Genomic DNA, 26,811 nt, shown 5'->3' with positions numbered 1-26,811 from the left:
AGGCTCGCCGTCCACCGTGGTCGAGCATCACCTCCTGACGACCACGGCAGCGTGAAGACCCACCTCCGAACGCGTGGCTACAGGGTCGGCACATCCCCGTTGAGCACCTGTACCGTCGCGCCGGTGGTCTCCGGCAGCACATGCAGGTCGGTCTGCAGCAGCACGACGCCCGGCCGCAGCAGCGGCGAGACCGCAGCGGTAAAAGCCGCCGGCACCACGATGCGTGCTGCATCCTTCTCGGCGACCTCCTGGCCGGCCTCGTCCTCACGGCCGGGAATGCCGATGCGGCGCCATGTCGGCGCCTGACCCGGCGTGGCACCGGATACGAGGTAAGCGTGTGTACCTTGCGGTGCGGGACCATCCCGGAAATCCACACGCGCGCGTCCGATCTCGATGCCGTTACGGAAGACGAACAGGCGGCGGTCCGCGGTACTCATCACCATCGACAGCGGACCGGTCGGCGATTTCTGCGGCTCCCAGCGGAAGGATTCGGCCGCGCCCAGCAGCGGGGCGGCGTTCTCCGCCCCCGTCCTGGGATCGATCGGGCTGGCGACGGGAGGATGCACGAGATCTTCAGGGGCCATCCCTTCCTTCGCGATCACCACGACCATGCCCATGTTGGTGGCTTCGAACAGCAGTCGTGCGAACTCCGTGGGCAAGTGCACGCAGCCGTGCGACTCGGGATAGCCCGGCAAGCCGCCGGCATGCAGCGCCACGCCATCCCATGTCAGGCGCTCCTGATAGGGCATGGGGGCATCGTTGTACTTGCTGGAGTGATGATCCTTGTCCTTCTGCAGGATGGTGAACACCCCGGTCGGCGTCTCATGTCCGGGCTTGCCGCTGCTGACGGTCGACACCGCTACCAACAGGCCATTGCGGTACACGTAGGCGCGCTGCTCGGTCAGGCTGACCACCACCGCCATCGGCCCCATGTCCTTGGCATCGCCGCCCCAGACCCATTCGCCGGGCTTGAGCGCGGCCGGCGGCGTGCCGGCAGGGCTGGAAGTCTTCGCCCCCCATGACGGCACGGCATGCGCACAGAGGGGAAGCAGCAGGAGCCCCAGCCATGCGATCAGTGTGGTCCGGATCATCGCGGTGTCCTTGTCGAGATGGCACGAGCATCAGGTCGTGTCACATATTGCATGGACCCATGCTTAAATGCAGCCGTACGCTCGCGGAGTCGTCCATGCATCCGACCGGTTCGCAGGATCATCCCGACTTTCCTTTTTACGCCGGCAGGCCCGTCAGCCTTTCCGGTCCGCAATGGCTTGTCGTGATGGCGAGCGTGGCGCTGGCGTTCTGGCTGCTGGTGGCAGCGTGGACACGTCCTGCCCAGCCATGGGGCATGTGGATTCCCGTGCTGCTTTTCTGCGGCGTGCCGCTGTGCGCCCTGGCCCTCGTTGTCGGTCGCGCCTGGACGGCCTTGTTCCATCGCCCTAGCGGCCGCGACCTGTTGCTGATGGTCGGCATCGCCGCTTTGAACCTGGTGGTCACCCTGCTGATCGGGCTGCTGCTGAACGGCCTGGACCATGGGTCGGCCAATCCCGCGTTCAAATCGATGGGCGAAGCGGATACGGCCACCCGTGTCATGGCGTTCGCGGCGATGGTGCCGCAGCTGTTGGGCGAGGAGCTGCTGACCATCCTGCCCTTGCTCGCACTGCTGTGGTGGCTGCATACCCGCATGAGGCTGGCGCGACGCACTGCCTTGGTGCTGGCGTGGCTACTGTCGGCCATCCCATTCGCGCTGGCGCACCTGCCCACCTACCAGTGGGACCTGGTGCAGTGCCTGGTGATCATCGGCAGCGCCCGGCTGGTACTGAGTCTGGCGTACCTGTTCTCGCGGAATCTGTGGGTGTCGACCGGCGCGCATGTGCTCAATGACTGGACGCTGTTCGGGGCAGGACTGTTGCTGGGATCGCTGTCGCACTGACACGGGCGTGGTCATCGTCAAGAGGAAGAACGCGGAAAGGGTTGCGTAATCTCTCGACATATCACTAGCGGCATCCGCACTCCAAATTCCCTTCCTGTTTCGTCGGCTCGAACAGGAGGCCCGGAGCGTCGTAGCTGAATTCTGCCAGCGGCGACGCCGCCTGCCGGGCAGAAGTCCACGCGCAGCGCCAACGTGTTGCGCGACGCTGATTGACCCGCACCATGCGTCGTCGTAGGCGCCGGCATAGCTGCGTGTGCCAGCGAGCCGCGCGTGTCGCGACCGAAAGCGGACAGCATGACGCACGAGCGTCGGCGACGGTGCCACGGATGTGCGCATGGAGATCCCGCCATGTTCCTGCCGCCGGTGACCTTCTGGCATCCGGCATGCACCCCAAAGAGGGGGCAAGACCTGATCTACGACGTCACCAGCAACGTGCAGGTCTATGGCGTCGAGCAACTGCGTAACGCGGACGCATCGATCATGCCGACGTGCCCAGAGGCAACACGAGCGCCGCGCGTCGTCTTCGGTGAGCGGACGACGGAGATCATCCAGGCGAAGCATCGGACCTGAGGGATCGCGTTGTGCCAGCTTCTGCGAAAACGCGGAACTGCGCCAACACCCGAAGTGAAGAGGGTCGCACAGCAACCGCTTGGACCACGCTGTGGCGGTTCGGATTCCGCCTGCACCGGAGGGTCCTGGACCGGCATCGCCCTGCATCGAAGGCCGCAGGGAGATCCCGCTGGTTCAGCCGCGGGGACCCCCCATCACGGGCAGGATCACGCCGTTGACATACGACGCCGTGATCGGCGAAGCGAGGAACACATAGGCTGGCGAGATTTCTTCCGGCTGCGCGGGGCGTCCCATGTCGCTGTCCTTGCCGAACGTTGCCACATCCTCTGCTTTCTTGTCGGCAGGATTCAGCGGCGTCCACACCGGGCCCGGCGCCACCGCATTCACGCGGATGCCGCGCGGGAGCAGGTTGCTGGCCAGCGATTGGGTGAACGCGTGGATTGCGCCCTTCGTCGCCGAGTAGTCGAGCAGGTGTTGGCTACCGAAGATGCCGGTTTCGGAGCCGGAATTGATGATGCAACCGCCTTCCTGCATGTGCGGTAGCGCGGCGCGCGCCATGTTGAAGTAGCCACCGATGTTGGTCTGCAGCGTTTCCTGGAGCTGGGCATCGCTGATGTCCTCCAGCCGCATCGCGTGCTGCTGGAATGCGGCGTTGTTGACCAGCACGTCGAGTCGCCCGAATGCCTCCAGCGTCTTCGCCACGGCCGTCTCGCAGAACGCGGGATCGCGGACATCGCCAGCGATCACCAGACAACGGCGCCCCTCGGCCTCGACATGCTCGGCGGTGACACGCGCATCTTCGTGTTCGTCCAGATACAGCACGGCAACGTCGGCGCCTTCACGGGCGAACAGCACCGCGACTGCACGCCCTATGCCGGAATCGCCGCCCGTCACGATCGCGGTCATGCCCTGCAGCTTGCCGCTGCCGGCATAATCGGGCGCCAGGAATTTCGGTTGCAGCTGCAGGTCGCCCTCGTTGCCCGGCTTGTCGAGGTGCTGTTTCGGCAGCGGCGGCTTGGGCTGCGCGCGTACGCCAGCCTGCACTGCCTTCCTCTTCGGCTTGGGCACGGCGGCTGCCTTCTTCAATGCCTCTCGCTGCAGGGCACGCTGGCGCGACGAGGTCGCGTTGGCTTCGCTAACCACTGCCTTTGTGACCTTACTCGCCGTCTTCTTCGCCATGGGCGTGCTCCGTCGTCTATGGGTCGAGCCTAGCGCCGGCTTCGTGATGACGGAGGCAACGCGGAAGCGGGACGCATCAGCGCGGGCCGCGCTCCTCCCGCGAACGCGCGCGGTGGTCGCTGAGCAGCGAACTGACGATGATGCCGGCACCCAGCGCCACGCCGAGCAGGAACAGGACCAGCGCCACGACCGGATATCCCCACAACGTGTGCGTCGAGGACACCCGCATCATCATCGCCGACGCCAGGATCAGCGAGGCCGTGATCAAACCTACCGCAATGCGGTTGGCGATCTTCTGCAGGTTTTCCATCAGCCGCGACTCTTCCAGTCCGGTGACCCGAAGCTGGAACCGGTTCTCGGCCACCAACGACAGGATGTCCGACAGCTTGCGCGGACCGTCGCGCAGCAAGGCCTGTACTTCCATCATCTCGCTGGCCACGTTGGGCGAAGAAAGCGACTTGCGCAGGCGGGCACGCATGACGTGCTGCAGCTGGTCCTCCACCACGCCCTGGGTGTCGAGTTCGGGCGACAGAAGGTGGCAGACCGCATCGAGGTTCAACAACGTCTTGCCGAGCAGGCTCAGCTCGGGCGGGGGCCGCAGGCCGCAATGGGTCGCAATGCGCACCAGCTCCAGCACCACCCGACCTTCCGACATCGACGTCTGGTGCGCACCGTAGCGGGCCACCAGTTGTCCGACTTCGCGCAGGAAGCGCGGCTCGTCGTAGTCTTCCAGGCGGATGCCGAGTGCGATGCACTCTTCCGCCACCTGTTCCCCGCGACCGTCCACTGCGGCGAACAGAAGCTTCAGCAGGCGGTCGCGCTGGCGCGGCGGCAGGTTGGCCACCATGCCCAGATCGAAGATCGCCAACCGCCCGTCTTCGGTGACGCGCAGATTGCCGGGATGCGGATCGGCATGGATCTCGCCATGTACGAAAATCTGGTCCAGATAGCCGCGCAGCAGATCCTCGGCCAGCGGCCTCATGCCCTGCTCGGTCCGGCGCAGTCCGGAGATTTCATCCACGCGGCGGCCATCGGCGAGCTCCATCGTCAGCACGCGCTTGCCCGTGTAGTCCCAGATCGGCGCGGGCACCCAGAGTTGTCGGAACGGCGCCAGATGCAGCCTGAAGCGGTCCAGGTTCTCGGCTTCTGCCACGTAATCGAGTTCGGCGGTCAGCGAGCGGGAGAACTCGCCCAGCCATTCGGAGAAGCGCACGTTGCGGCCGACGCTGGTGAATCGGTCCGCCGTATCGGTGATGCCGCGCAGCAGCTCAAGGTCGCTCATCAGCTGCTGCGCCACCCCGGGCCGTTGCACCTTCACCGCTACCTCGCGGCCGTCGCGCAGCGTGGCGCGATGCACCTGCGCCAGCGAGGCGCAGCCCAGCGGTGTTTCTTCGAAGCTGGCGTAGGCCTTGCTGATGCGCACGCCCAGCGATTCCTCTACCTGTTCACGGATTACTTCGAACGGCACCGGCGACACTTTTTCCTGCATCCGCTCCAGTGCGGACGCGTACGCGGGCGGCACCAGGTCCGGGCGCGTGGACAGCATCTGGCCCAGCTTCACGAACGTAGGTCCCAATGCTTCAAGTTCGTCGGCGAAGCGTTCCGGACTGCCCTCTTCCACCGCATCGGCTTCCAGCATTGCTGGCTCAAGCGTCAGGCCGTGGAAGACGCCGGATTTCCGGTAACGGAACAGGAAGTGCAGGATGGCGGCGCGACGGGACAGCTTGCCCTCGCTCGGCGGTAGGGGGGCGGTAGTCATGCATGTGCCTCGTGTCGATCCATGACCGATTGTTCGCGCAGCCGGTGAGTATCGGGTGAATGTCGAGGCTGCCACATCACGCCTCCATCACCACGCATGCCCGCAATCGAGTCGATTACAAGATCACGGCGATCACGACAGGCCATCCGTGTCCCCACTGATCCCGGCAGCGATGCCCAGGATGCCAGTACACCCGACAAGTACCGCAACTATGAGGCGCACAGCGAAGAACAGAACAGCCGGCACCGGCATGGCGCATTCACGCAACGGCTCGCCGTATCTTTCACAGTGCAATAAGCACGCTGTGCTACACATTAAAGCATCTAGCCACAGGCAAGCCGGTGCCTCGGCACTCCCGCTTGGCTTGCAGCCAAAGGGTCATCGCCATGACAACACCGCAAGAACCGTTCAAGTTCAGTCGCCGGGAAATGCTCCTGGCGAGCGCGTCCACCGTGGCCGCCAGCACGGTACCGGGGGCCTTGGCCTCTGCGGTCCAAGGGGCATCGCCTGCGGCCAGACCGCCGGTCATGTCCCGGGTGAGTCTCAGCGTCAACGGTGCGGCGCACACGCTTACGCTGGACACGCGCACCACCCTGCTTGACGCTTTGCGCGAGCACCTCAAGTTGACAGGTAGCAAGAGAGGCTGCGATCACGGCCAGTGCGGTGCGTGCACCGTGCTGGTGGACGGCCGGCGGGTGAACGCGTGTCTCAGCTTGGCCGTCCTGCATGAGGGCGATGAGATCACCACGATTGAGGGGCTTGGCAAGCCTGAGGCCATGCATCCGATGCAGAAGGCCTTTGTTGATCACGATGGCTATCAGTGCGGGTATTGCACACCCGGTCAGATCTGCTCTGCGGTCGCGGTCTTGGACGAGATCAAGGATGGGATCCCCAGTCATGTCACCGCAGACCTGACCGAGCAACCGCGCGTCAGTGCCGAGGAGCTACGTGAACGTATGAGCGGCAATATCTGCCGCTGCGGCGCCTACTCCAACATCATCGACGCAATGACCGATGTCTCCGGAGCACGCTCATGAAGGCCTTCTCTTACGAGCGAGCAAGAACCCCTGCGGAGGCGGCAGCCGCGGTCGCGCGCTCGCCGGGTGCGCGCTTCATCGCCGGCGGGACGAATCTGGTCGATCTGATGAAGCTGGAGGTGGAAACCCCGACCCATCTGGTCGATGTCAACGCATTGCCCCTGGACAAGATCGAGAGAACCGCTGATGGCGGACTGCGGATCGGTGCGCTGGTCCGCAATACCGATCTGGCCGCCGATGCCCAAGTGCGCAAGGACTACGCAGTACTGTCCCGTGCCTTATTGGCCGGCGCGTCGGGCCAGTTGCGCAATCGCGCCACGACCGCGGGCAATCTCCTGCAGCGTACCCGGTGCCCCTACTTCTACGACACGGCCCAGCCGTGCAACAAGCGCCTGCCGGGCAGTGGATGTGCGGCTATCGGCGGCTTCGACCGTACCCACGCGATTCTCGGCACCAGCCAGTCCTGCATTGCGACCCATCCCAGTGACATGGCCGTGGCGCTGCGCGCTTTGGATGCGGTCGTGGAGACCGTCAAACCCGATGGCAGCACGCGGCAGATCCCTGTGGGTGAGTTCCATCGACTGCCTGCCACCACGCCGCATCTGGAAACGGCGCTGGAGCTGGGCGAACTGATCACGGCCGTGATCTTGCCCGAGCCGGTGGGTGGCAAGCATTTCTACCGCAAGGTGCGCGATCGCGCATCGTATGCCTTTGCATTGGTCTCCGTGGCCGCCATCGTCCAGCGCGACGGCAAAGGCCGAGTCGCCTTGGGAGGCGTTGCGGCGCGCCCGTGGCGCGTGGAGGAGGCAGAGCGCGAGTTGCCCAACGGCGCAGTCGCCGTGGCCACGCCCTTGCTGGCTGGCGCCAGGACCAGCGAACTCAACGCGTTCAAGGTGCCTCTGGTAGAGCGGACCATCGCCTCCGTGTTGGCCGATGCAGGAGTGCGCTCATGAAATTCGACACCCCCGCCACTACCAACCCCATCGATCAGCTTAAAGTCGTCGGCAAGCCCACCGCGCGGATCGATGGCCCGCGCAAAGTTACCGGAAGCGCGCCCTATGCCTACGAGCGGCACGACGTGGTGGCCAACCAGGCCTACGGCTATCCTGTCTGCGCCACGATTCCTAAAGGCCGCATCGTCTCGATCGACACCTCGGCCGCGCGCGCCGCACCTGGTGTGCTGGCCGTGGTCACCGGCAAGAATGCCGGCACTCTGGCCAAGGGCAACTTCAACACCGCGCATCTGCTGGCCGTCTCGGACGTCCAGCACTACCACCAGGCGGTAGCCCTGGTGGTGGCGGAGACGTTCGAGCAGGCGCGTGCCGCAGCCCAGTTGGTTAAGGTGGACTACGCGCGCACCAAGGGTCGCTTCGACCTCGCTGCAGCGAAAGCCTCGGCCACCATGCCCAAGAGCGATCCCGATACCGGGGCTGGTGACTTCAACGCGAATTTCCCGTCCGCGCCTGTCCAACTGGATGTGACCTATACCACGCCCGATCAGTCCCACGTGATGATGGAACCCCATGCCAGCATCGCGGCCTGGCAGGACGACGCACTGACCTTGTGGACGTCCAATCAGATGATCAACTGGGGCAAGCAGGACATGGCCCGTACGCTGGGCATCCCGGCGGACAAGGTGCGGCTGGACTCGCCGTTCATTGGCGGGGGCTTCGGATCCAAGCTGTTCCTGCGCTCGGATGCTTTGTTGGCGGCATTGGGCGCCCGTGCAGCCAAGCGTCCGGTCAAGGTGGCGCTGCCGCGCCCGCTCTCCCTCAACAACACGACCCACCGGCCTGCGACCATCCAGCGCATCCGCATTGGGTGCGGCAAGGACGGTCGCATTTCGGCCATCGCTCACGAGAGTTGGTCCGGTGATCTTCCCGGCGGCGGTCCCGAGGTCGCCACGCAGCAGACCCGCTGGCTCTATGCCGGCGAGCACCGCAAGTGCGCGCTGCGGCTGGCCGAACTCGACCTCCCGGAGGGTAGCGCCATGCGTGCGCCGGGGGAGGCACCGGGCATGATGGCGTTGGAAGCAGCCGTGGACGAAATGGCCGAGAAGTTGGCCATGGATCCGGTGGCGTTCCGGATTCTCAACGACACCCAGGTCGATCCGGAGAAGCCGGAACGCCCGTTCTCGCAGCGCCAGCTGGTGCAATGCCTGAAGACAGGTGCGGACAAGTTCGGCTGGGACAAACGCAATGCCAAACCCGCGCAAGTGCGCGACGGCCGCTGGTGGGTCGGGATGGGCGTTGCGGCGGCCTACCGCAACAACCTGGTGATGAAGTCCGGCGCACGCGTTCGGCTTACCCCTCAAGGACGGGTCATTGTCGAGACCGACATGACCGACATCGGCACAGGGACTTACACGATCATTGCGCAGACCGCTGCGGAGATGATGGGTGTCCCGCTGGATCGGGTAGACGTCCGGCTGGGGGATTCAAGCTTCCCGGTGTCTGCGGGTTCTGGCGGCCAATGGGGCGCCAACAGCTCCACCGCTGGCGTGTACGCGGCATGCGTCAAGTTGCGCGATACGGTGGCAACCAAGCTCGGGCTGGATCCTGCTCGCGCTCAGTTCGTCGACGGCCACGTGCTGGACGCGGGCAAGGAAATCCCCTTGGTCCAAGCCACCCACGATGGCGGGCTGGTGGCCGAGGACACCATTGAATTTGGCGATCTGCAGAAGAAGTTTCAGCAGGCGACCTTTGGCGCACACTTCGTTGAAGTCGGCGTGGATGCCTACACCGCCGAAATCCGCATCCGTCGCATGCTTGCCGTTTGTGCCGCAGGCCGCATTCTCAATCCAACCTCGGCTCGCAGCCAGGTGATCGGCGCCATGGTCATGGGGGCCGGGGCTGCCCTGATGGAAGAGTTGGCCGTAGACAAGCGTTTGGGCTTCTTCGTCAATCACGATCTAGCCGGCTACGAGGTCCCCGTTCATGCGGATATCCCACATCAGGAGGTGATCTTCCTGGACGAGACGGATCCCATCTCCTCACCGATGAAAGCAAAGGGCGTGGGCGAACTCGGCATCTGCGGAGTGGGCGGAGCGATCGCAAATGCCATCTACAACGCCTCTGGCGTGCGCGTTCGTGAATACCCGATCACGCTCGATAAGCTGATCGAAAATCTTCCCATCAGGACTTAGGTTTCAAGCAAGGGCTGACGTCCGCTTCGGGTCGAAGGCGGACGGGCCGACGGGATACCGTCTCAGTGCGGGGACCCCATTGGGCTCTGGGTGGATGAGCGGAACGTCGGCCACGGCGGATCGGGATGGAAGTGCTGGATCGATTTTCCGTCGTAGCGGAACTGGACGCCGCTGAAGTCCACCAGGCCCATCAGCAGTTCCTCGACGACGGTCCTCAGTTGCGCTTCCAGGTCTTCCAGTTCGCCTCCGGCATACCTGGGGACATAGCCGCGACCCAGATCCACGATCACTCTGCTGCTGGCGCGGTCGAATTCGACATGCACGGATACGTCCTTGCCCTGTCCCTCGATCCGCTTCTGCCGGTTGACTCGCGCCTGCACCTCTTCGGTCAGCTGCCGCTCGATCTCGAGGCGATCGGCCGTAGGCATCATGGCAGCGGTGGGTGCTGGCGCTGCTGCCGGCGCAGGTGCGGGTGCCGCGGCGACCGTGAATGCGGTGCAGAACAGAAGGCACAACGCACGTCGGCAAGCCGATCGTGTCGATGACGCTTTGACGATGCTTTTCACGCTGCCCACCTTCGATGATCGGCATGCGTAGCAGGCAGGCTGTAGAGGTACACGCGCTTAATCAAACCATGGGACTGGCGGGTCGGATGTCGGCCGGCAGCCACCCATCATTCCGCCTCACCAAGGCTGGCAACAAGCGCCCTTACCCGATCGCGCAGCTCCGCCAATTCGCGCGGACCGCATTCGAGCTCCATTTCTTGGACCAGCGCGTGGAACTGGGGCCAGAACTGCGCTGGATGACGCACGCGGCTCGTCCACTCGGGAAGCGCGTCGACCAGGTTGCGCCACTTCGCTTCGGTGGTGGGTCGTAGTTCCATGCCTGGTCTCACGTCGTGTAGACGACACGATGCAGCTTTCCATCGTCGACCAGGGGAACGTCGAGCGCGTCCTGCGCAACGCCATCCAGCATCACCGTCGCGTCACCCGACGTTCCCCGGGTGACGCTGATCCGGTAGGTCGAGCTGCCGAACCGATATCGCACTTCGAATGCCTCCCATGCCGACGGCGTACGCGGATCCAGCGTCAGGACATCGCCCTTGCGTCGCACGCCCAGCACCGATTCGATCATCAACCGATACATCCAGCCAGCGGATCCGGTGTACCAGGTCCAGCCACCGCGGCCGGTGTGGGGCGCCACCGCGTAGACATCGGCGGCCATGACGTACGGCTCCGCCTTGTATACCTGGACGGCGTCGGCATCCAGCGCGTGGTTGACGGGATTGATCATGCGGGCCAGTTCCCACGCACGCTCGGGGTCGCCGGCATGCGCGAACGCCATCGCCGCCCATACCGCCGCATGCGTGTACTGCCCACCGTTCTCGCGCACCCCTGGGACATAACCGCGGATGTAGCCCGGATCATGCGTCGTCCGGTCGAAAGGCGGATCGAGAAGCTGCACCAGGCCGGCCTCGGGCTTCACCAGCTTCGTGTAGAGGGCATCGAGGGCCCGCTGGCCACGCGTGGCGTCGGCCACGCCGGAGAGCACCGACCAGCTCTGCGAGATCGAATCGATCCTGCACTCGTCGCTGCTGGACGAACCGATCGGGGTGCCATCGTCGAACCATGCACGGCGATACCACTCGCCATCCCAGGCGTGCGTCTCCAGCGCGACGCCGAGCGCATCCGCCTGCTCGGCGCACCAGCGCGCGACCTCCGCATCGCCGCGCGCCTCGGCCACGGGAATGAATTTCCGCAGCGTGTCCACCAGGAAGAAACCCAGCCAGACGCTCTCGCCGCGCCCGCCTTCGCCCACGCGATTCATGCCGTCGTTCCAGTCGCCCGTGGCGATCAACGGCAGCCCGCGCTCGCCCAGCAGACGGCAGCCGCGCCGCAACGCCAGGAGGCAATGGTCGTAGAGCGTCTTCCGGAGTGCAGAGGCTGCCGGCATGTCGTAATAGCCTTCCTCATCGGGATTGACCTCCCTGCCCTCGACGAAACCGACGATCTCGTCGAGCACGGTACGGTCCGCCGTCACTTCGAGGTAGCGGCTGGTGGCCAGCGGCAACCAGAGATAGTCGTCCGAGCAGCGCGTCCTGACACCGCGTCCCTGCGGCGGATGCCACCAGTGCATGACGTCGCCCTGCGGGAACTGGTGCGCAGCGCTGGTGAGCAGGTGCCGGCGGCTCAGGTCGGGACGCGCATGGATGGTCGCCATCGTGTCCTGCAGCTGGTCCCGGAAGCCGAACGCGCCTCCGGACTGGTAATAGCCGCTGCGCGCCAGATAGCGGCATCCCAGCGTCTGGTAGAGCAGCCAGCCATTGGCGAGCGCGTCGAAGGCGGCATCCGGCGTACGGACCTGGATCGAGTCCAGCAGGCCCCGCCAATGGATGCGCGCCGCGTCCAGTGCATCGTGCGCGTCGTGCATGCCTTGCGGGCGACGCGCCATCGCCAGCGCGCTGTCGCGGTCCTTCGCCGCGCCCAGCCGGAAAGCCACCTCGCGTTCCTCGCCCGGGCCCAGCGTCATCGGCACCTGTATCGCGGCGCAGGGATCGAGCCCGACGCCGACACGTCCGCTCAACCGTTCGCGGCTCAGGGCGGCGGGACGGTGCAAACCTCCGTTGCGCCCCACGAATTCGATGCGGTCGGACGTCCAGCTGCAGCCGCTGGCGTCGGTGTCGAAGAACACCGTCCTGCCGGCGAACTCGGTGTTGAAAGGATTGTGCGCCATCAACGCACCGCTGACCGGATCCACTTCGGTCACCACGTGCATCCTGGACTTGTGGCGGAGGTCGCCCAGCACCCATTCGACGTAGCCGAACGCCGACAGCGTGCGCATCCGGCCCGACACGTTGCGGATGCGGAGCATCGAGTGCTTGACCGCCTCGTCGACCCCCACATAGATCCACAACTCGGTGTGGATGCCGCGTTCCTGGTGTTCGTAGACGGTATAGCCGAACCCGTGGCGCGTCCGGTAGTCGCCGCTGCCCCGGCAAGGAAGCGGCGTGGGCGACCAGATCTCGCCACTTGCATCGTCGCGCAGGTAGAACGCCTCGCCGCCCAGATCGGAGACGGGATCGTTGTGCCAGGGACTCAGGCGGTACTCATGCGCGTTCTCGAACCAGGTGTAGCCCGGCGAACTCTCGCTGACGACGCAGCCGAACGCATCGTTGGCCAGCACGTTGCACCAGGGGGCGGGCGTCGGCATGCCTTCGCGCGACACCACGACATACTCGCGGCCGTCGCCGGTGAACGCGCCGATCCCGTTGTCGAACATGCGCTCCGCTTCCACCGGAAGGAACGGCCACAGCGCTTCCCGCTGCTCTTCGTCGCCTTCCCATGGTGCGGGAAGCCCGCTGCGCGGGTCGATCCCTTCGTTCTCGTCGCCCGCGTCCGACGCAGGGGTGCTCGACGCGTCGTCGGCAGCCGGTCGCGGCGCGAATGCGGCCGGCCAGGGCTTCGGCGGGACCAGCCGTCCGAGCTGCGCGGCCAACGTGCCTTCCCGATCGTCGATGAGCACGCGGGCGACCGCCTGCAGCAGCGTCCGGTCTTCCTGCGACATGTTCTGCGCGGGCCGCACGAAGATGCCGCCCGGCCGATCGAGGACGGAAGCCTCCGCGTCGGCCGAGATCATGCCCAGGATCTGGTCCTGCAACTGCTGCCGATAACCGGCCTTGCTGTCGTTCCAGATGACCAGATCGGCGCGCAGTCCCTTGAGCCGCCAGTACGCATGCGCCTGCACCAGTTGCCGCACCACCTCGATGTTGTCGGCGTCGTGAACCTTGAGCAGCACGATCGGCAGGTCGCCGGAAATCGCATGCCCCCACAGCCCCGACTGGCCGCGCTGGTTCTGCTGCAGGACATCCGCGGGGGCACGCAGATGCGGATTGGCGTAGACCACCAGGCTGGCGAGCCGCTCGTACAACTGCGCCTCGGCGACGGTGGCGTTGATCTGGCGACGCACGACCTGGCTGTGCGTCCATGCGAGATCGAAGACGCGGTCGGCCAGGCGACGGTCGCGATAGCGGTCGATCAGCGTCTCGCTGGCCTCGCGACTCGCCGCCACGCCGTAGACCATGTCGACCTGCACCACCTGCTCCGGTTCCAGCGTCACCCGCACGCGGATCGCCACGATCGGGTCCAGGACGGAACCTTCGCTGTCGGACAGCGCCACTGCGCCCGTCAAGGCCTTCGGCGCACGCGGGGTATTGCCGCGACCGAGGAATGCCGACCGGTCCGTCTCGTAGGAGATCGTGGCGACGTCGGCATCGTGCACGGCGACCAGGTGAACCAGCCACGGCGGCACTTCATCGTGCGCGCGCGGCCGCCGCGTGCACAACAGCGCCTGCTTCTCGCGCACGATCTCGGTCTGCACGAAGAGGTTGCTGAACGCCGGGTGCGCGTCGTCAGACGCGGGCGGCGCAAGCACGACTTCCGCGTAGGTGGTGATCTCGATGGTGCGCGCGCGGCGGCTGCGATTGGCGATCTTCAGCCGCCTCAGCTCCATGTCGTCTTCGGGCGAGATGGCGATTTCGAGATGGCTTTCGTAGCCGTGCTTGCGGCCCCGGAATTCGGCCTTGGCATCGGAGAAGATGGCTTCGTACTGGTCCACCTGCACGCAGGTCGGCTGGTGCGCCGTCGACCAGAATTCCCCGCTCTCGATGTCGCGCAGATAGCAGAAGGTGCCCCAGGCATCGGTGGTGCCGTCCTCGCGCCAGCGCGTGGTCGCCATGTCGTGGTGGCGGCTGTAACCACCCCCCGCGTGGCTCAGAAGTCCGTGATAGCGACCATTGGACAGGAGTTGCACTTCAGGACGCGGGCCTTCCGGATCGCGGATGACCCGCAGTACCGCTTCGCCCTCGCCCACCGGCGTCCGGGTCTCCAGCGTTTCCACCTCGTGCGGATGGAACACGCCCACGCGCGGAATGCGTTCCTGCAGCAGGAGCAAGGTCGCCTGGAACTCCGCATCGGCGACGAAACGCCGCTGCATCGGCTGGTTGCCGAGCAGGTGCACCAGCGACAGGAAGCCCATGCCCTGGTGATGCGCCATGAACGAGCGCAGCAGGACGCACTCCTGCCCCGGCGGCACGCGCGACGGCGTGTAGTCGATCGCCTCGTACAGGCCGAAGCGTCCGGAAAATCCCAGCGCCTGCAGGCGCTGCAGGTTCTCGCAGGCCGCTTCGGGGTTCACCATCAGCGCCATCATGCTGGCGTACGGCGCGACCACGCTGTCCTGGCTCAGTCCGCGCTTGAGGCCCAGGCCGGGCACGCCGAACGCCCGATACTGATAGTTCATGCGCGTATCGACCGCGTTGTATCCCGACTCCGACACACCCCACGGCAGCCCCACGTTCCTGCCATGCTGGATGTGCGCCTCCACCGCGTTGTGCATGGTCTGGTCGAGCAAGGTGTCCGGGTAATCCGGCATCACCAGTTGCGGCATCAGGTACTCGAACATCGAGCCGCTCCAGGAAAGCAGCGCGGGCATTCCATTGACTTCGGTCAGCAGGCGACCGAGCGCGAACCAGCTCTCCTGCGGCAGCTGCCCCTGCGCAATGGCGACGAACACGCCCAGGCGCACTTCCGATGCGAGCAGGTCGTAGAAGCTGTTGTCCAGGCGGTGATCGTCCACGTTGAAGCCGATCGCCAGGAGGTTCCTGGAACGGTCGTACAGGAAGCCGTATTCCATCAACGAGAACTGCCCGGCCAGGTGCGCAAGCCGCTCCAGCTCACGGATGCGTTCCCGCGCCAGCCGCGACGCCCGCGCATCCTCGCCCGCGGTGGCGAGTTGCCGCAGGCTCGGGATGGTCCGGCCGGGCGACGCGCCGGTGCGCGGCAGGGCCGCGTCCGGAAAGAAGAGCGCCAGCGCCTCCACGGCACCGGTGCAGGCATCACTCAACGCCTGTGGCCAGTGGCGGTCGCCGGGCGCCATGTCGGATGGCGCCGGCCAGACCGCCAGCAGATTCGCGGCATGCGTCTGCAGTCCGGTGAGCGAGGACATCGCCTGCTCCAACGAGAGGGCGCTATCCGTGTCGATGGCTGCAAGGCCGCCCCTGAAGGCCGCCAGCTCGAGGGTGACGGCGGCGCTCCGCGCAGGCTGCGCAGCCGCTTCTTCCTCGACGATACCGAAGGTATCCGCGATGCCGCCGAACGTCGTGGGCGCCAGGATGGGCGCATCGACCATCGCCAGCAGTCCCTGCCTCAACGTCAGCAGATGCCCGGCCAGGTTGCCGCTGTCCACCGTGGAAACGTAACGCGGCGGAAGCGGCTGCAGGTTCGAGGTGTCGTACCAGTTGAGGAAGTGACCGCGGTGCCGGGGCAGCTGCTCCAGCGTGTCGAAGACGTTCCGCGTGCGCTCCGCGACTGCGCCCGCCTGCAGGTAGCCGAAGTCCCAGGCGGCGAGATTCGCGAGCAGGGACAAGCCGATGTTCGTCGGCGACGTGCGCCGGGCCACGACCAGCGAGGGATGTTCCTGGATGTTGTCGGGCGGCAGCCAATGGTCCTCTTCCCGGATCCACGTCTCGAAGAACGACCACGTGCGGCGCGATAGCTTTCCAAGGAAAGCGCGCTGGGGCGGACTGAGTGCCGCATCCTCGCGTTCTGGCGGATGGCTCAGCCAGGTCATCACGGCAGGGGCCCACATCCATGCGAGCAGCAACGGTCCCGCGATCGCCAGCGCGTCGGGCCGCAGCCACAGCAGCAGGAATGCGATGCCGACCGCGATCACCGAGCCCGGCAACATGCCGCGCCAGTCGGCGCTCCGGTCGCCGGCCAGCGATCGCTCCACCTCGCTGGAGGGGTTCCATTGCAGCAGGTGGCGGCGGCTGATGCCGAGTCGCCACAGCGTGCGCACGATGGCGCCGCCGGCCAGCCACGCTTCATGGGCGAGGCACGCCACGTTGAGCGCGGCGCGCTGGAGGGAACGCGCCGTCGCGCGCCCGACCTGCACCCAGTGCGACTCCGCCGGCATGTCGTCGGGCAACGTCATACCGTCCTTCAGCGCCGAGAGGATCACCGGCGCGAACCACAGCGCGAGCACGATGAGCGTCCACGCCAGCGGCTGGGGCGCGTGGACCCATCCGATGACGAACAGCGCCAGTGCCGCCATCGACACCAGGCTGCGCCGGAGGTTGTCCAGCAGCTTGCCGCGCGAGAGCCAGCTGAGCGGATTGCGTTCCCAAGTCCCGTCGGCGGTCGGGATGCGCGGCAGCAGCCACGGCAGCAGCTGCCAGTCGCCGCGCATCCAGCGTGCCCGCCGCTTGGTGTCGGCCGCATAGCGTTCCGGATAGTCCTCGTACAGGCGTACGTCGCTCACCAGGCCCGCGCGGGCGAAGCAGCCTTCGAGCAGGTCATGGCTGAGGATGCGGTTCTCGGGCAGGCGTTCCGCCAGCACGTGCTCGAAGGCCGCCACGTCGTAGATGCCCTTGCCCACGAAAGAGCCCTCGCCGAACAGATCCTGGTAGACGTCCGAGACCGTCCGCGTGTACGGATCGATGCCCGGCTCGCTGCCGAAGACCGTGGCGAAGCGCGACGGCCTGCGCCCGCTCAGGCTGCTGCCGACACTGGGTTGCAGGATGCCGTAGCCGCGGATCACCACGTTGCGTCGCGGATCGATCACGGGACGGTTGAGCGGATGCGCCAGCGTCGCCACGAATTCCCGGGCTGCATCCCGCGGCAAGCGGGTGTCGGTATCGAGCGTGATGACGTATTTCGCATGCCGGAGCGCCGAGGCATCGCCCACGATGCGCATGAAGGGAGCCTGCTCCCCTTCCAGGATCAGCGCGTTGAGCGCCGACAGCTTCCCGCGCTTGCGTTCATACCCCATCCAGACGGCTTCGGAGGCGTTCCATTGCCGCGGCCTGTGCAGCAGGAAGAACCGGTCCAGCGTCTCGGGGGCGTACCGCCGGTTGAGCCGTTCGATCTGAGCTGCCGCGTACGCGACGAGCGCCTCATCGCCGGGCATCGACTGGCTGGGCGCATCCAGGAAATCCGTGAGCAACACGAACCTGAGCTGCGCATCGCGATTGGCGAGGAAGCGCACCTCCATCCCTTCGACCAGGCTGTCGATGCCTTTTTCGCTCGACAGCATGGTCGGCACGGCGACGACGGAGCGACAGGTGTCCGGTATGCCGGTGCTGAAGTCCATCCGTGGCAGGGGACGGGGCGCGACGAGCAGCGTCGCCAGCCAGTTGACCAGCGCGATGCCCAGCTCGCTGAAGACCACGATGGACAGCGCCACGACGATCCACAGGGGAACATCGCCATAGCCGCTGGCCACGAGCGCCCACGTCGCCAGCGCGATGATCGCGGCGATCGGGATCAGGTACGCCAGCAGCGGATAGTGCCGTGGGCGGAGTCGCGCGCGACGGTAGCCCGGCGCTGCCCTGGCCACGACCTCGCGGGTGCGATCCAGTCCGTCGTCCAGCAGCCAGTACCCCACATGCCCGGTCTGCGGGCGCGGCATGTCAGGCATGTCCGGCCCATCGGGCCCGGCATGGGCGCGCGCGAGCGTGACCACCACGCCGGCCACGTCTTCCTCGGACGCACCACTGGAACGTGCGATCTTCTCGATCACGTGCCGGTAGGCGTCGCGCGTGCCGAAATCCATCAGGCCGTAGATGCCTGCCGGGTCTTCCTGCAGGCGCCGGTCCACGACGCTCATGTCTTCCACGAAGCGTTTCCAGTCCATCGTGGCGAGGAAGCGCAGGCTGCCGATGCTGTTGCCGATGGACACCTGGTCGGCGGCCTGCTGCTGGCTTTCGGCAGTGACCAGCTCATCGATCCGGTAGCCCGCGGCTGCGACCCATTGTTCGAGCCAGGCGCCCGGCAGCGCCAGCGGCCCGGTGCGGCTATCGAGCCGGCGGATCAGCTCGGCGACGAATGCGCCCGTCAGCGGCGGCGTGGAACGCGCCATGTCCGCCACGATCAGCACCACGTCACCGGGCGCGTCGATCGCCGCCCGGTTCAGCCGCCTTGCCCACGTACTGGCCAAACGACGATGCGCGCCGTCGCGCATCACATGCGAGGCCATGCGGCGCAGGTTCTCGATCAGCGCGAGGCGCAGCATGATGGGCACGGCCCATAGTTCCCCCATCTTGAGGGGCGCAACGATTTGGTAGCCTGCGATGAAGCGACGCAGCGTCTCTCCATCGATGCGTCCGTCACCGTGGGAGACCGCCTCGATCGTCAGCGCATACACCCGCGGCAGGCCGCGCAGGGCGCCCTGCGACAGCGAAGGCAGCTGGCGGCTGTAACCCGTGGGCAGGTGGCGCCGCGCCAGCTGGATCTGCTCTTCGATGACGTGGTAGTTGTCCAGCAGCCATTCGCCGGCCGGCGAGATCCTCAGTTCCTCGCGAACGAGATCGTTGAGCAGGTCGTTCGCCTCGCCGAGTAATTTCTGGTTCGACTGCAGCCGCGCCAACAGCCGCTCTTCCGTCGGCTCCATCTTCACCTTGTGCGCATGCGCAAGCGACCGGCCGTACGCCTCCATCTGCTCGACGCTGAGCAGTTGCGCCCGGAGGGGCTCTTCGCCCTTGGCGACGGGATCGACGGGGAAGCGGGTACGGCGGAATCGCTTGAGCCGCCGGCGCAGGCGTAGCCAGCGTCCGAAGGTGCGCCTGAAGTTGGTCATGAAGAACCTGTGGGGGCAGGAATGCCGGCATCGTCTCACCCGGCCCCACCCGCGACGCGTGAAGACCCGCACGGCCGCGGGTTCCTGCTGCGCGCGACGATGCAGGCGGACCGCGGACTCCAATGCGCGACGGTCCGGACGGTGATAACGCGCGCCGGCTTCACGGCACCATGACGATGGACGGCGCACCCTTCATCACGATGACGTCATGACACGGAATGCAGCCATGCCTACGAATGCACTTGTTCTCATCATCGAGGACGACAGGCTCATCGCGGAATCGGTCGGTGCCTACCTGGAAGCACGAGGCATGGAGGTCGACTACGCCCACGACGGCGCGGAAGGCTATCGCCTGGCCACCGAGACGCGATACGACGCCATCGTGCTGGACGGGCATCTTCCCCGACTGGATGGGCTGGACATCGTCAACAGGCTCCGCACCGAGGCGCGCCTCTCGACGCCGATCATCATGGTCACCGGACGCGACCGCCTGGAGGACAAGATCACCGGGCTCGAACGCGGGGTCGACGATTACCTGACCAAGCCCTTCGCCACGCCGGAGCTCGAGGCGCGCCTTCGCGCCGTGATCCGCCGCAACCGCCGGGAACTGGGGCGCGAAGTGCTGAAGGTCGGCGATCTGTCCTTCGATCCCGCCTGCCATCGCATCCACCGCGCCGGCAAGGAGATCGAGGTGTCGCCCGTCGCCACGAAGCTGCTCAACATCCTGATGCGCGAGTCGCCGCGCGTCGTGAGCCGGCGGGAAATCGAACGCGAGTTGTGGGGAGACGACCTGCCCGATTCCGACTCGCTGCGCAGCCATCTGTACAACCTGCGGCGGGTCATCGATCGCGGTTTCGACAATCCGCTGCTCCATACCGTCCAGAGCGCCGGTTACCGCATGGCGGACATGTCGCCTCCCCGCAAGTCCTCCGGCAGCGCCGGCGTGAGCCAGGGCGCCGCCGCCTAGCCCGCGGAAGCACGGCGTGCCACGCGCGTGGCCGACCGTGGTGGTGATCGCGCGCGTGGCGGTCGCGAGCTCCTGCGACCACGCCGCCTGGTGGATCCCTAGGCCGGCTTCTCCAGTACCTCGCGCACGCGTGCCGCGAGCTCCTGCAGCGTGAAGGGCTTTCCGATCAGGTTGACGCCGGGGTCCAGCACGCCGTTGTGGACGACGGCGTTGCGGCTGTAGCCGGTGGTGAAGAGGACCTTCAGGTGCGGCCAGCGCCTGCAGGCTTCGTTCGCCAGTTTGCGTCCGTTGGTCTCCGGCATCACCACGTCGGTGAACAGGAGGCTGATGGACGGCTCCGCTTCGAGGATGCGCAGTGCCGCCGCGGCGCTGTCTGCGGAGAAGACGCGGTACCCCAGCTCGGTCAACGCATCGACGGAGAACTGCCGTACCGCCGGTTCGTCCTCCACGACCAGGATGACCTCCTGCAACTCGCCGCGGGGCATCGGGTGCGCGCTCGGCACGCTCTCTGTCACCGCATGCGCGCCGAGCTGGCGCGGCAGGTACACCTTGACGGTGGTGCCGCTGCCGACTTCCGAATAGATCTTCACGTGTCCGCCGGACTGCTTCACGAAGCCATAGACCTGGGACAGGCCCAGACCGGTGCCACGCCCCACCTCCTTGGTCGTGAAGAATGGATCGAAGGCCTTCGCGATGACGTCGGCCGGCATGCCGCCGCCTGTATCGGACACCGCGACCAGCACGTACTGACCCGGCGCGATACCGGGGTTCGCTTCCACGTACCCATGGTCGAGGTAGCAGTTGGCGGTTTCCACCGTGACGCGGCCGCCTTCCGGCATCGCGTCGCGCGCATTCACGGCGAGATTGAGGATCACGTTCTCCAGCTGGTTGGGATCGGCGTGGGTTCGCCAGAGACCGCCGGCGAGCACGGTTTCCAGCTGCACGTCGCCCCCCAGCGAATGGGTCAGCAGGTCCGACATGCCGGCCACCAGCTTGTTCGCGTCCAGCGACTCGGGTTGCAGGGGCTGCTGACGCGAGAACGCGAGCAACCGCTGGGTCAGCTGGGCCGCACGACGCGCCGCTTCCATCGCGATGTCCACGTAGCGCCTGGCACGCGCATCCTCCGGATCGAGCCGGCCGGCAAGCAGATCGAGCGGGCCGATGATCGCCGCCAGCATGTTGTTGAAGTCGTGGGCGATGCCGCCGGTCAGCTGGCCCACCGCCTCCATCTTCTGGCTCTGGCGCAGGGCATCCTCCACGCGCGTGCGCTCGGCCACTTCCTCGGCGACGCGGCTCTCGAGTCGTTCGTTGAGTTCCCTGAGTTGCGTTTCGGCGGCTTTGCGGCCCGTGACGTCGATCGCCACGCCCACCACCCGCGTGCAACGGTCGCCATCGAACAGGCCCCGGCCCTTCGCGGCCACCCAGCGCGTCACCCCGTCCTCCTTGCCGACCGTGCGGTACTCGACGTCGTAGAGCGCCCGCTGCGCGGGATCGGCCGCGGCGGCGAAGGCCACGCTGGTCCGTTCCAGGTCTTCCGGATGCAGGCCTGCGTAGAAGTCCTCCAGCGAACAAGGCACGTGCGGCGAAATGCCGAACATGGCCTTCGTCCGCGGCGGCCAGATGAGCAGGTCGTTGACCAGGTCCACATCCCAGAAGCCGATGTCGGATGCCTCGGTGGCAAGGCGAAGCCGCTCTTCGCTCTCTGCCAGCGCGGCCTGGGCGGCCTTGCGGGCGCTGAGATCCAGCATTGCGCCGATCATGCGGACCGGCTCGCCGGCGGATCCGCGCAGCACCGTGCCGCGGTCGAGAATGTCGGCGTATCCGCCATCGGCCCGACGGAACCGGTACTCATCCGTCCATGCATCGCCGCCGTGATCGATCACCGCATGGATGCCCTCGCTGACCCGCTCGCGATCGTCGGGATGGATGTTGTCCAGCCACCATTGCGCACTGCTCTCCAGCCGATCGTGGCCGAACAGCGTCGCCAGCGCTTCGTTCCAGATCACATGCCCGTCCACCATCCGCCAGTCCCAGATGGCGTCGCTGGTGGCGAGCGCGGCAAGGCGGTAGCGCTCCTCGATCTCCCGATGGCTGGCTTCGACCGCCTTCCGGTCGGTGATGTCGAGCGAGGCACCGATCAGGCCGACGATCTCGCCTTGCGCGTCCCGCAACGGCGCCTTGGTCGACAGCCAGAACGCGCGCCGGCCGTCGGGGTAGCTCACTTCCTCTTCCAGCTGCTCGATCCTGCCGGAGGCCATGATGCGCGCGTCCGCCGCCATGATCGCGGCGGCCTGCGCCGGGTCATCCAGCAGTTCGGCATCCGTGCGGCCCAGGTACTCTTCGGGCGGCCTGCCGATCAGCTCGGTCGTGCCGCGGTTGCCGATCAGCAATCGACCCTGCCTGTCCTTGGCGTAGACGACGCCCGGCACCGCCTCCACGAACGTGTTGAGCAGGCTCTCCGCGCGGTCGCGCGCGTCCTCGACGCGACGCGCCTCGCTGATGTCGATCAGCACGCCGGGGAAGCGGACGGCGGCGCCATGCGCATCGAGATCCACCCAGCCCCGCGCCTCCACCCACCGCCACCCCTCCTCGCCCCCGCGGGTCCGATACCGGTGCAGGTACTGGCCACCCCGTGCCATCGCATCGCCGATGGCGGCTTGCAGGCCGGCTTGATCCTCGGGATGGACGGACTGGATCAGGTCGTGCAGCTTCCATCGGTCGCCCGACGGTTCCAGGCCGAAGCTGCGCTCCAGCGCCGGATCCACCGTCACGGTGTCGGACTGCACGTCCCAGAACCAGGTTCCGATGATGGCGCCTGCGGCCAACGCCACGCGGACGCGCTCGCTGTCCAGGGTGTCCAGAGAAAGATCGGGGGATCGATGCGGCATCGGAGGGTTCCTCGGGACGGACCGGCAAACGGTGGGCGAACCCGGGACGGGACCGAGCGTCCCGCAGCCTCGGCGCAGTCTATACGAGCCGGCGCGGGTGCCGCCCGGCACGGCGAAACATCACAGCATGCGCCTCCGGAGTTCCGCAGCGGCCGCGACGAGCGCGCATGCTGTCCGATCGCATGTGCAGGCATGGTCAACGCGACGCCGGAGTCATGCGAAGCGCGGCATCGACGCACGGTTGCGGCGATCGGTCGACGCCGAGGCGCACGAACGCGGCACCCGGCTTGCGGCGTCACGCTCTCGGAAACGGTCAGAATCCGGTCGCAGCCGCCTCGTCGCAGCTCATGCGCAGGAACTTCGCGGCGTACTCGATGCGGTCGGCCAGTTCGGGATCGCCCGGCACGAAAGAGAGGATGTTCGTCGGGAACGCCTGGCCCTTCGCCCGCACGTCGATGCGGCTGCCGTCGTTGCTGCGCACCACCTGTGCCTGTCGCCAGTCGATGAAGTGCGGGCCGGCGAACTTCTGGAAGCCCTCCGTGTAGTTCCACGACTCGTTCTTCAGCACCGTCACCGACGTCAGGAATCCGGGCTCTTCCCACGAGGTACTGCTGTGTTCGAAGGCGTTCGCGGGCATCTGGACACCCTCGATGCGCGTCGTACAGGCATCCGCCGCTCCCTGGGCGTCACCGTAGGACAGCCCGGCAAGCGTGAACTCGCCCAGCGATTTCTCGACGGCGTTGGTGCTCTTCTCTTCCTTGATGGACAGCTTGATGCGGCTGATCTCGACAGTGTGCGTGCCTGTCGCGTGGTTGGGGCGACCCAGCGCGTCGACGAAGGTAGCGCGGGCAAAACCCTGCTTGGCCATCGCGGCCAGGAAGGCCTGGGCGCCTTCGGCCGTCTGCGCCGCGTGCGCCCCTGCGGTGGCGGCGACCAGGCAAAGCGGGGTGGCAACGAGCATGGCGCCGAGCGCCGACAGCTTGATCATGGATTCCCCACGCGTCTTTCGAAAATGGTTGCGGAACGTCACAGCGACACCAGAACGTCTTCACGGTGGCGTGGACGTACGTCCTGCATGCCGGCCTCTTCGCCCTGGCTGCGGTTCCACGCGTAGCTGAAGTTGCCTTCACTGGTGATTTCGCGTCCGCTGGCGCGGCAGCGTGCGATGAAGGCGTCCTTCAGCGAATGCACCGTCGCATGGGCCTGTTCCCCCGAGCCCGGCGGCAGGAATCCGGGCCCGCCCCAACCCGGCGGCCCGGGACGCGTGATGACATTCGAATAGCACATGGGATTGACCGTATCGCCCGGCTTGTTGAGCAGGCCGATGGACAGCACGAACCGAAGCGGCTTCGCAGCCGCATCCGCGGCGGGCTTCGTCGCGGACGCGGCCACCGGCGGCTGCGTCAGTTGTTGCCGTCGCAGCCGTTCTGCCGCCGCCTGAGTGGCGAGCTCCCGGTCGCGCGCCGCGACCTGCGCCTGCCGTGCCTGCGCGGCGGCATCGGACACGACGGGACTTGCCGGCTGCTGAGCCGGCACAGCGGCTGCGTACTGCGCCTGGCGCGCGCTGTCCGCCGCCGCGCGCTGGCGCTGCTCTTCGCGCTGCCGACGCTCCCGCGCAGCGGCCTGCTGGCGCTCGATATCGCGGATGAACGCGTCCTGCGCTTCGCGCTCGGCCTGGTTCTTGGCCATCTCATTGCCGAGGGTGGTGAGGAAGACCTCGGCCAGGTTGGGCGCGGGTGCGGGCGGCTCCTCCTCCCACACGTCTTCCTCGACTGCGGTCATCTGCTGCGCCTGTTCAAGCTGTTGGCGCAGTTGTTCCGCCGCCGCGCGCTCCTGGGTCAATGCCTGCGTACGCCGCGCCTTGTCGCCCTGGATGCGCTGGCGCAGCGTGGCCAGGTCCGCTTCGGAGAGGGTGCGAGGGCCGGACTTCGGCGCGGCCGCAGGAGCAACGTGCGTGTCGACACTGGTGCGTGGATGCGACGGCGCGGCGGGCCCGCCCGATGCGGAGACCGCCGCTGTCGCCGCAGGCGCGGACGCGGGTGTGGCAGGAAGAAGCGGGCCGTAGCTCCGTGCGCGTCCGATGTCCACCACGCGCAAGTCGTCATCGACCTTGACCGACTCCGCCACCACGCGGCCCTCTTTCAATGAAATCCGCATCGGCGACTTGATCGGACCCCGCCGCAGCCACAGGACCGAGCCGTCGGCGGCGATGTGCCCGTCATAGGTGTACAGCCTGCCGCTCTCCTGGATCAGCCGGCCTGGACGTTCACCCAGCCTGATCACGCTGGTCGAGCCGGCGTCCGACTGCACCAGCGTGCCATCGGCCGCCCATGCCCACGAAACGGACCCGTGTTCCCCCGTCCAGGTCTTGCCCGCAACCTCCGCGTAGAGACCCCACGACGCCGGATTCGCAACGGGCGCCGGGGCGTCCCCCGCCCGGCTTTCCACAAACGCCGACATCCACAGCACGACGGCCAGCCACACGCCGACCGTCCACTTCCCCATCAACGACATGGCTCTCCCCAGAGCATCCCGACCCCGCCAGCTTAGCAACTGCGCGGCGGGCGATACACGTGCTCGCGCCGATCCATGGGCACCGCTCTCCCGAGAGCGTGCGGTGCATCCGGGACCAGAAGCCCACCACTCCGCGGATGCAGTTGGACGGCGACCGAACGCTATCCGCTCGACGACGAAGCAGGCGCCTCGCCCATCCGCTCACCCACCCACACCTGCATGTCCACGGTCTGCAGCCAACCGTAGTTCGTCAGGAACGCCACGTCGGCGGCGTCGCGCCCGTGCGCGACCACGATCCGGCCACCGCGGGGGGCGGACTGGGTCGGGTCGAACGTGTACCAACGGCCATCCAGGAACGCCTCGAACCACGCGTGCAGGTCCATGGGCTCCAGGCCATGCAGATAGCCCACCACCATGCGGGCCGGAATTCGCAGGCACCTGCACAAGGTGATCCCGACATGCGCGTAGTCGCGGCAGACGCCGGCACCCGCCTCGAGCGTGCCGAGCGCATCCGTGGTGGCATCGCTGACCCCGTACCGGTAGGCGATATGGGTGCGGATCCATTCCACGATGGCCCCTACCTGGCCGTTGCGCGGGTCCGCTGCGTCCACGATGGCCTGCGCCTGCTCGAACGCACGATCGCTCGGGCAGTAGCGGCTCGGCAGCAGGTATTGCAGCGCGTGATCGGGCAGCCGGGCCGCAGGTGTCGGCGCAATCCAAGGCGCGATGGCGATGTCCCGCTCGGTCTCGACCTCGAGCTCCGCGCGTATCCGCATGCGCCCGCGCGGCACCACGAAGCGCTGGCACAGATTGCCGAACACATCGACGTACTCCGTCGGCCGAACATGGGGATCGAAGGAATAGGATTCGCTGGCCAACCACTGCGACTCGCCGCTGCGCGGCCGCAGCATCGCGACCACCGCGCAGTCTTCGAGGCATTCGACGGTCAATTCGCATCCGGCCAGCAGGCGCATGTTCGATCCAAGGGTAAGGGATTCACTGCAAACACGGCCGGCCCGGGTCTCGCCGACGCTGCCGCACACCGTACCTGGACTGCGCACGCGTACCAGGTGGTCGACGTCGACGCCTTCCCGCGAAGAAAGTTCGCTGTCACGACGGTCGTCGCGACCCACCAGAGGCGAAGCCCTGCTTCGGCGTGCGAGGCACGACAAGGCCTGACGGCCTCAAG

General features: G+C 66.7%; 16 protein-coding genes. 6 read left to right on the top strand and 10 right to left on the bottom strand.

The annotated features are described in order from the left end of the window. Positions 1-77 precede the first annotated feature (77 nt). The gene (locus Q0907_RS10370) at positions 78-1,091 is read right to left on the bottom strand and encodes a L,D-transpeptidase (RefSeq protein ID WP_299344255.1); all 1,014 of its coding nucleotides are present in this window, start codon (positions 1,089-1,091) and stop codon (positions 78-80) included. Between the two features lie 95 nt (positions 1,092-1,186). Here Q0907_RS10370 and Q0907_RS10365 point away from each other — a divergent pair, with 95 nt between their 5' ends. Both Q0907_RS10365 and Q0907_RS10360 read left to right on the top strand, forming a co-directional pair. Further along, entirely contained in the window at positions 1,187-1,930 is a 744-nt protein-coding gene (locus Q0907_RS10365) for a CPBP family intramembrane metalloprotease (protein ID WP_299344253.1), read from the top strand. Positions 1,931-2,278: 348 nt separating this feature from the next. Then, complete coding sequence (locus Q0907_RS10360) at positions 2,279-2,500, top strand: GMC oxidoreductase (protein WP_296279206.1); 222 nt, start codon at positions 2,279-2,281, stop codon at positions 2,498-2,500. 174 nt (positions 2,501-2,674) lie between these two features. On the opposite strand, the gene Q0907_RS10355 is transcribed toward Q0907_RS10360, so the two are convergent. Continuing rightward, positions 2,675-3,679, bottom strand: coding sequence for an SDR family oxidoreductase (locus tag Q0907_RS10355; protein ID WP_299344251.1), 1,005 nt, complete (start codon positions 3,677-3,679; stop codon positions 2,675-2,677). A gap of 76 nt (positions 3,680-3,755) precedes the next feature. Continuing rightward, entirely contained in the window at positions 3,756-5,438 is a 1,683-nt protein-coding gene (locus tag Q0907_RS10350; RefSeq protein WP_299344249.1) for an AarF/UbiB family protein, read from the bottom strand. Between the two features lie 386 nt (positions 5,439-5,824). Between Q0907_RS10350 and paoA the strand changes: the two genes are divergently transcribed. Genes paoA through paoC form a run of 3 tightly spaced genes read left to right on the top strand, consistent with a single transcriptional unit; the run spans position 5,825 to position 9,620 of the window. After that, positions 5,825-6,475, top strand: coding sequence for an aldehyde dehydrogenase iron-sulfur subunit PaoA (paoA, locus tag Q0907_RS10345; protein ID WP_299344247.1), 651 nt, complete (start codon positions 5,825-5,827; stop codon positions 6,473-6,475). Further along, positions 6,472-7,428: a xanthine dehydrogenase family protein subunit M gene (locus tag Q0907_RS10340; RefSeq protein WP_299344245.1), complete on the top strand. Its 957-nt coding sequence runs from the start codon at positions 6,472-6,474 to the stop codon at positions 7,426-7,428. Before paoA ends, Q0907_RS10340 begins: the two co-directional genes overlap by 4 nt. Next, the gene (gene paoC / locus Q0907_RS10335) at positions 7,425-9,620 is read left to right on the top strand and encodes an aldehyde oxidoreductase molybdenum-binding subunit PaoC (RefSeq protein ID WP_299344243.1); all 2,196 of its coding nucleotides are present in this window, start codon (positions 7,425-7,427) and stop codon (positions 9,618-9,620) included. Before Q0907_RS10340 ends, paoC begins: the two co-directional genes overlap by 4 nt. A 62-nt stretch (positions 9,621-9,682) precedes the next feature. Here paoC and Q0907_RS10330 read toward each other — a convergent pair whose 3' ends face one another. From Q0907_RS10330 to Q0907_RS10320, 3 genes are all read right to left on the bottom strand, one after another. Then, on the bottom strand, positions 9,683-10,048 hold the full coding sequence (locus Q0907_RS10330; RefSeq protein ID WP_299344241.1) for a hypothetical protein: 366 nt from the start codon (positions 10,046-10,048) through the stop codon (positions 9,683-9,685). A 245-nt stretch (positions 10,049-10,293) separates the two neighbouring features. Continuing rightward, positions 10,294-10,503, bottom strand: a complete 210-nt coding sequence (locus Q0907_RS10325; protein ID WP_299344239.1) for a hypothetical protein — start codon at positions 10,501-10,503, stop codon at positions 10,294-10,296. Positions 10,504-10,511: 8 nt separating this feature from the next. Further along, positions 10,512-19,253 carry a glycoside hydrolase family 94 protein gene (locus Q0907_RS10320; RefSeq protein ID WP_299344237.1) on the bottom strand — a complete coding sequence of 2,914 codons (8,742 nt, stop codon included), beginning with the start codon at positions 19,251-19,253 and terminating at the stop codon, positions 10,512-10,514. 226 nt (positions 19,254-19,479) lie between these two features. On the opposite strand from Q0907_RS10320, the gene Q0907_RS10315 reads away from it, so the two are divergent. Next, entirely contained in the window at positions 19,480-20,220 is a 741-nt protein-coding gene (locus tag Q0907_RS10315; RefSeq protein WP_299344235.1) for a response regulator transcription factor, read from the top strand. 98 nt (positions 20,221-20,318) lie between these two features. On the opposite strand, the gene Q0907_RS10310 is transcribed toward Q0907_RS10315, so the two are convergent. The 4 genes from Q0907_RS10310 to Q0907_RS10295 all read right to left on the bottom strand — a co-directional run bounded on the left by Q0907_RS10310 (position 20,319) and on the right by Q0907_RS10295 (position 26,596). After that, the gene (locus Q0907_RS10310) at positions 20,319-23,108 is read right to left on the bottom strand and encodes a PAS domain-containing protein (protein ID WP_299344233.1); all 2,790 of its coding nucleotides are present in this window, start codon (positions 23,106-23,108) and stop codon (positions 20,319-20,321) included. Positions 23,109-23,421: 313 nt separating this feature from the next. Further along, positions 23,422-24,096, bottom strand: coding sequence for a hypothetical protein (locus Q0907_RS10305; protein WP_299344231.1), 675 nt, complete (start codon positions 24,094-24,096; stop codon positions 23,422-23,424). 38 nt (positions 24,097-24,134) lie between these two features. Beyond that, positions 24,135-25,622, bottom strand: coding sequence for a hypothetical protein (locus Q0907_RS10300; protein WP_299344229.1), 1,488 nt, complete (start codon positions 25,620-25,622; stop codon positions 24,135-24,137). Positions 25,623-25,783: 161 nt separating this feature from the next. After that, positions 25,784-26,596, bottom strand: coding sequence for a transglutaminase family protein (locus Q0907_RS10295; RefSeq protein ID WP_299344226.1), 813 nt, complete (start codon positions 26,594-26,596; stop codon positions 25,784-25,786). Positions 26,597-26,811 lie beyond the last annotated feature (215 nt).

It is taken from the genome of uncultured Pseudoxanthomonas sp., assembly GCF_947498795.1.
Taxonomy (GTDB): domain Bacteria; phylum Pseudomonadota; class Gammaproteobacteria; order Xanthomonadales; family Xanthomonadaceae; genus Pseudoxanthomonas_A.
The sequence above is the reverse complement of the archived record's forward strand: the minus strand, read 5'-3'. Positions and strand labels throughout refer to the sequence as shown.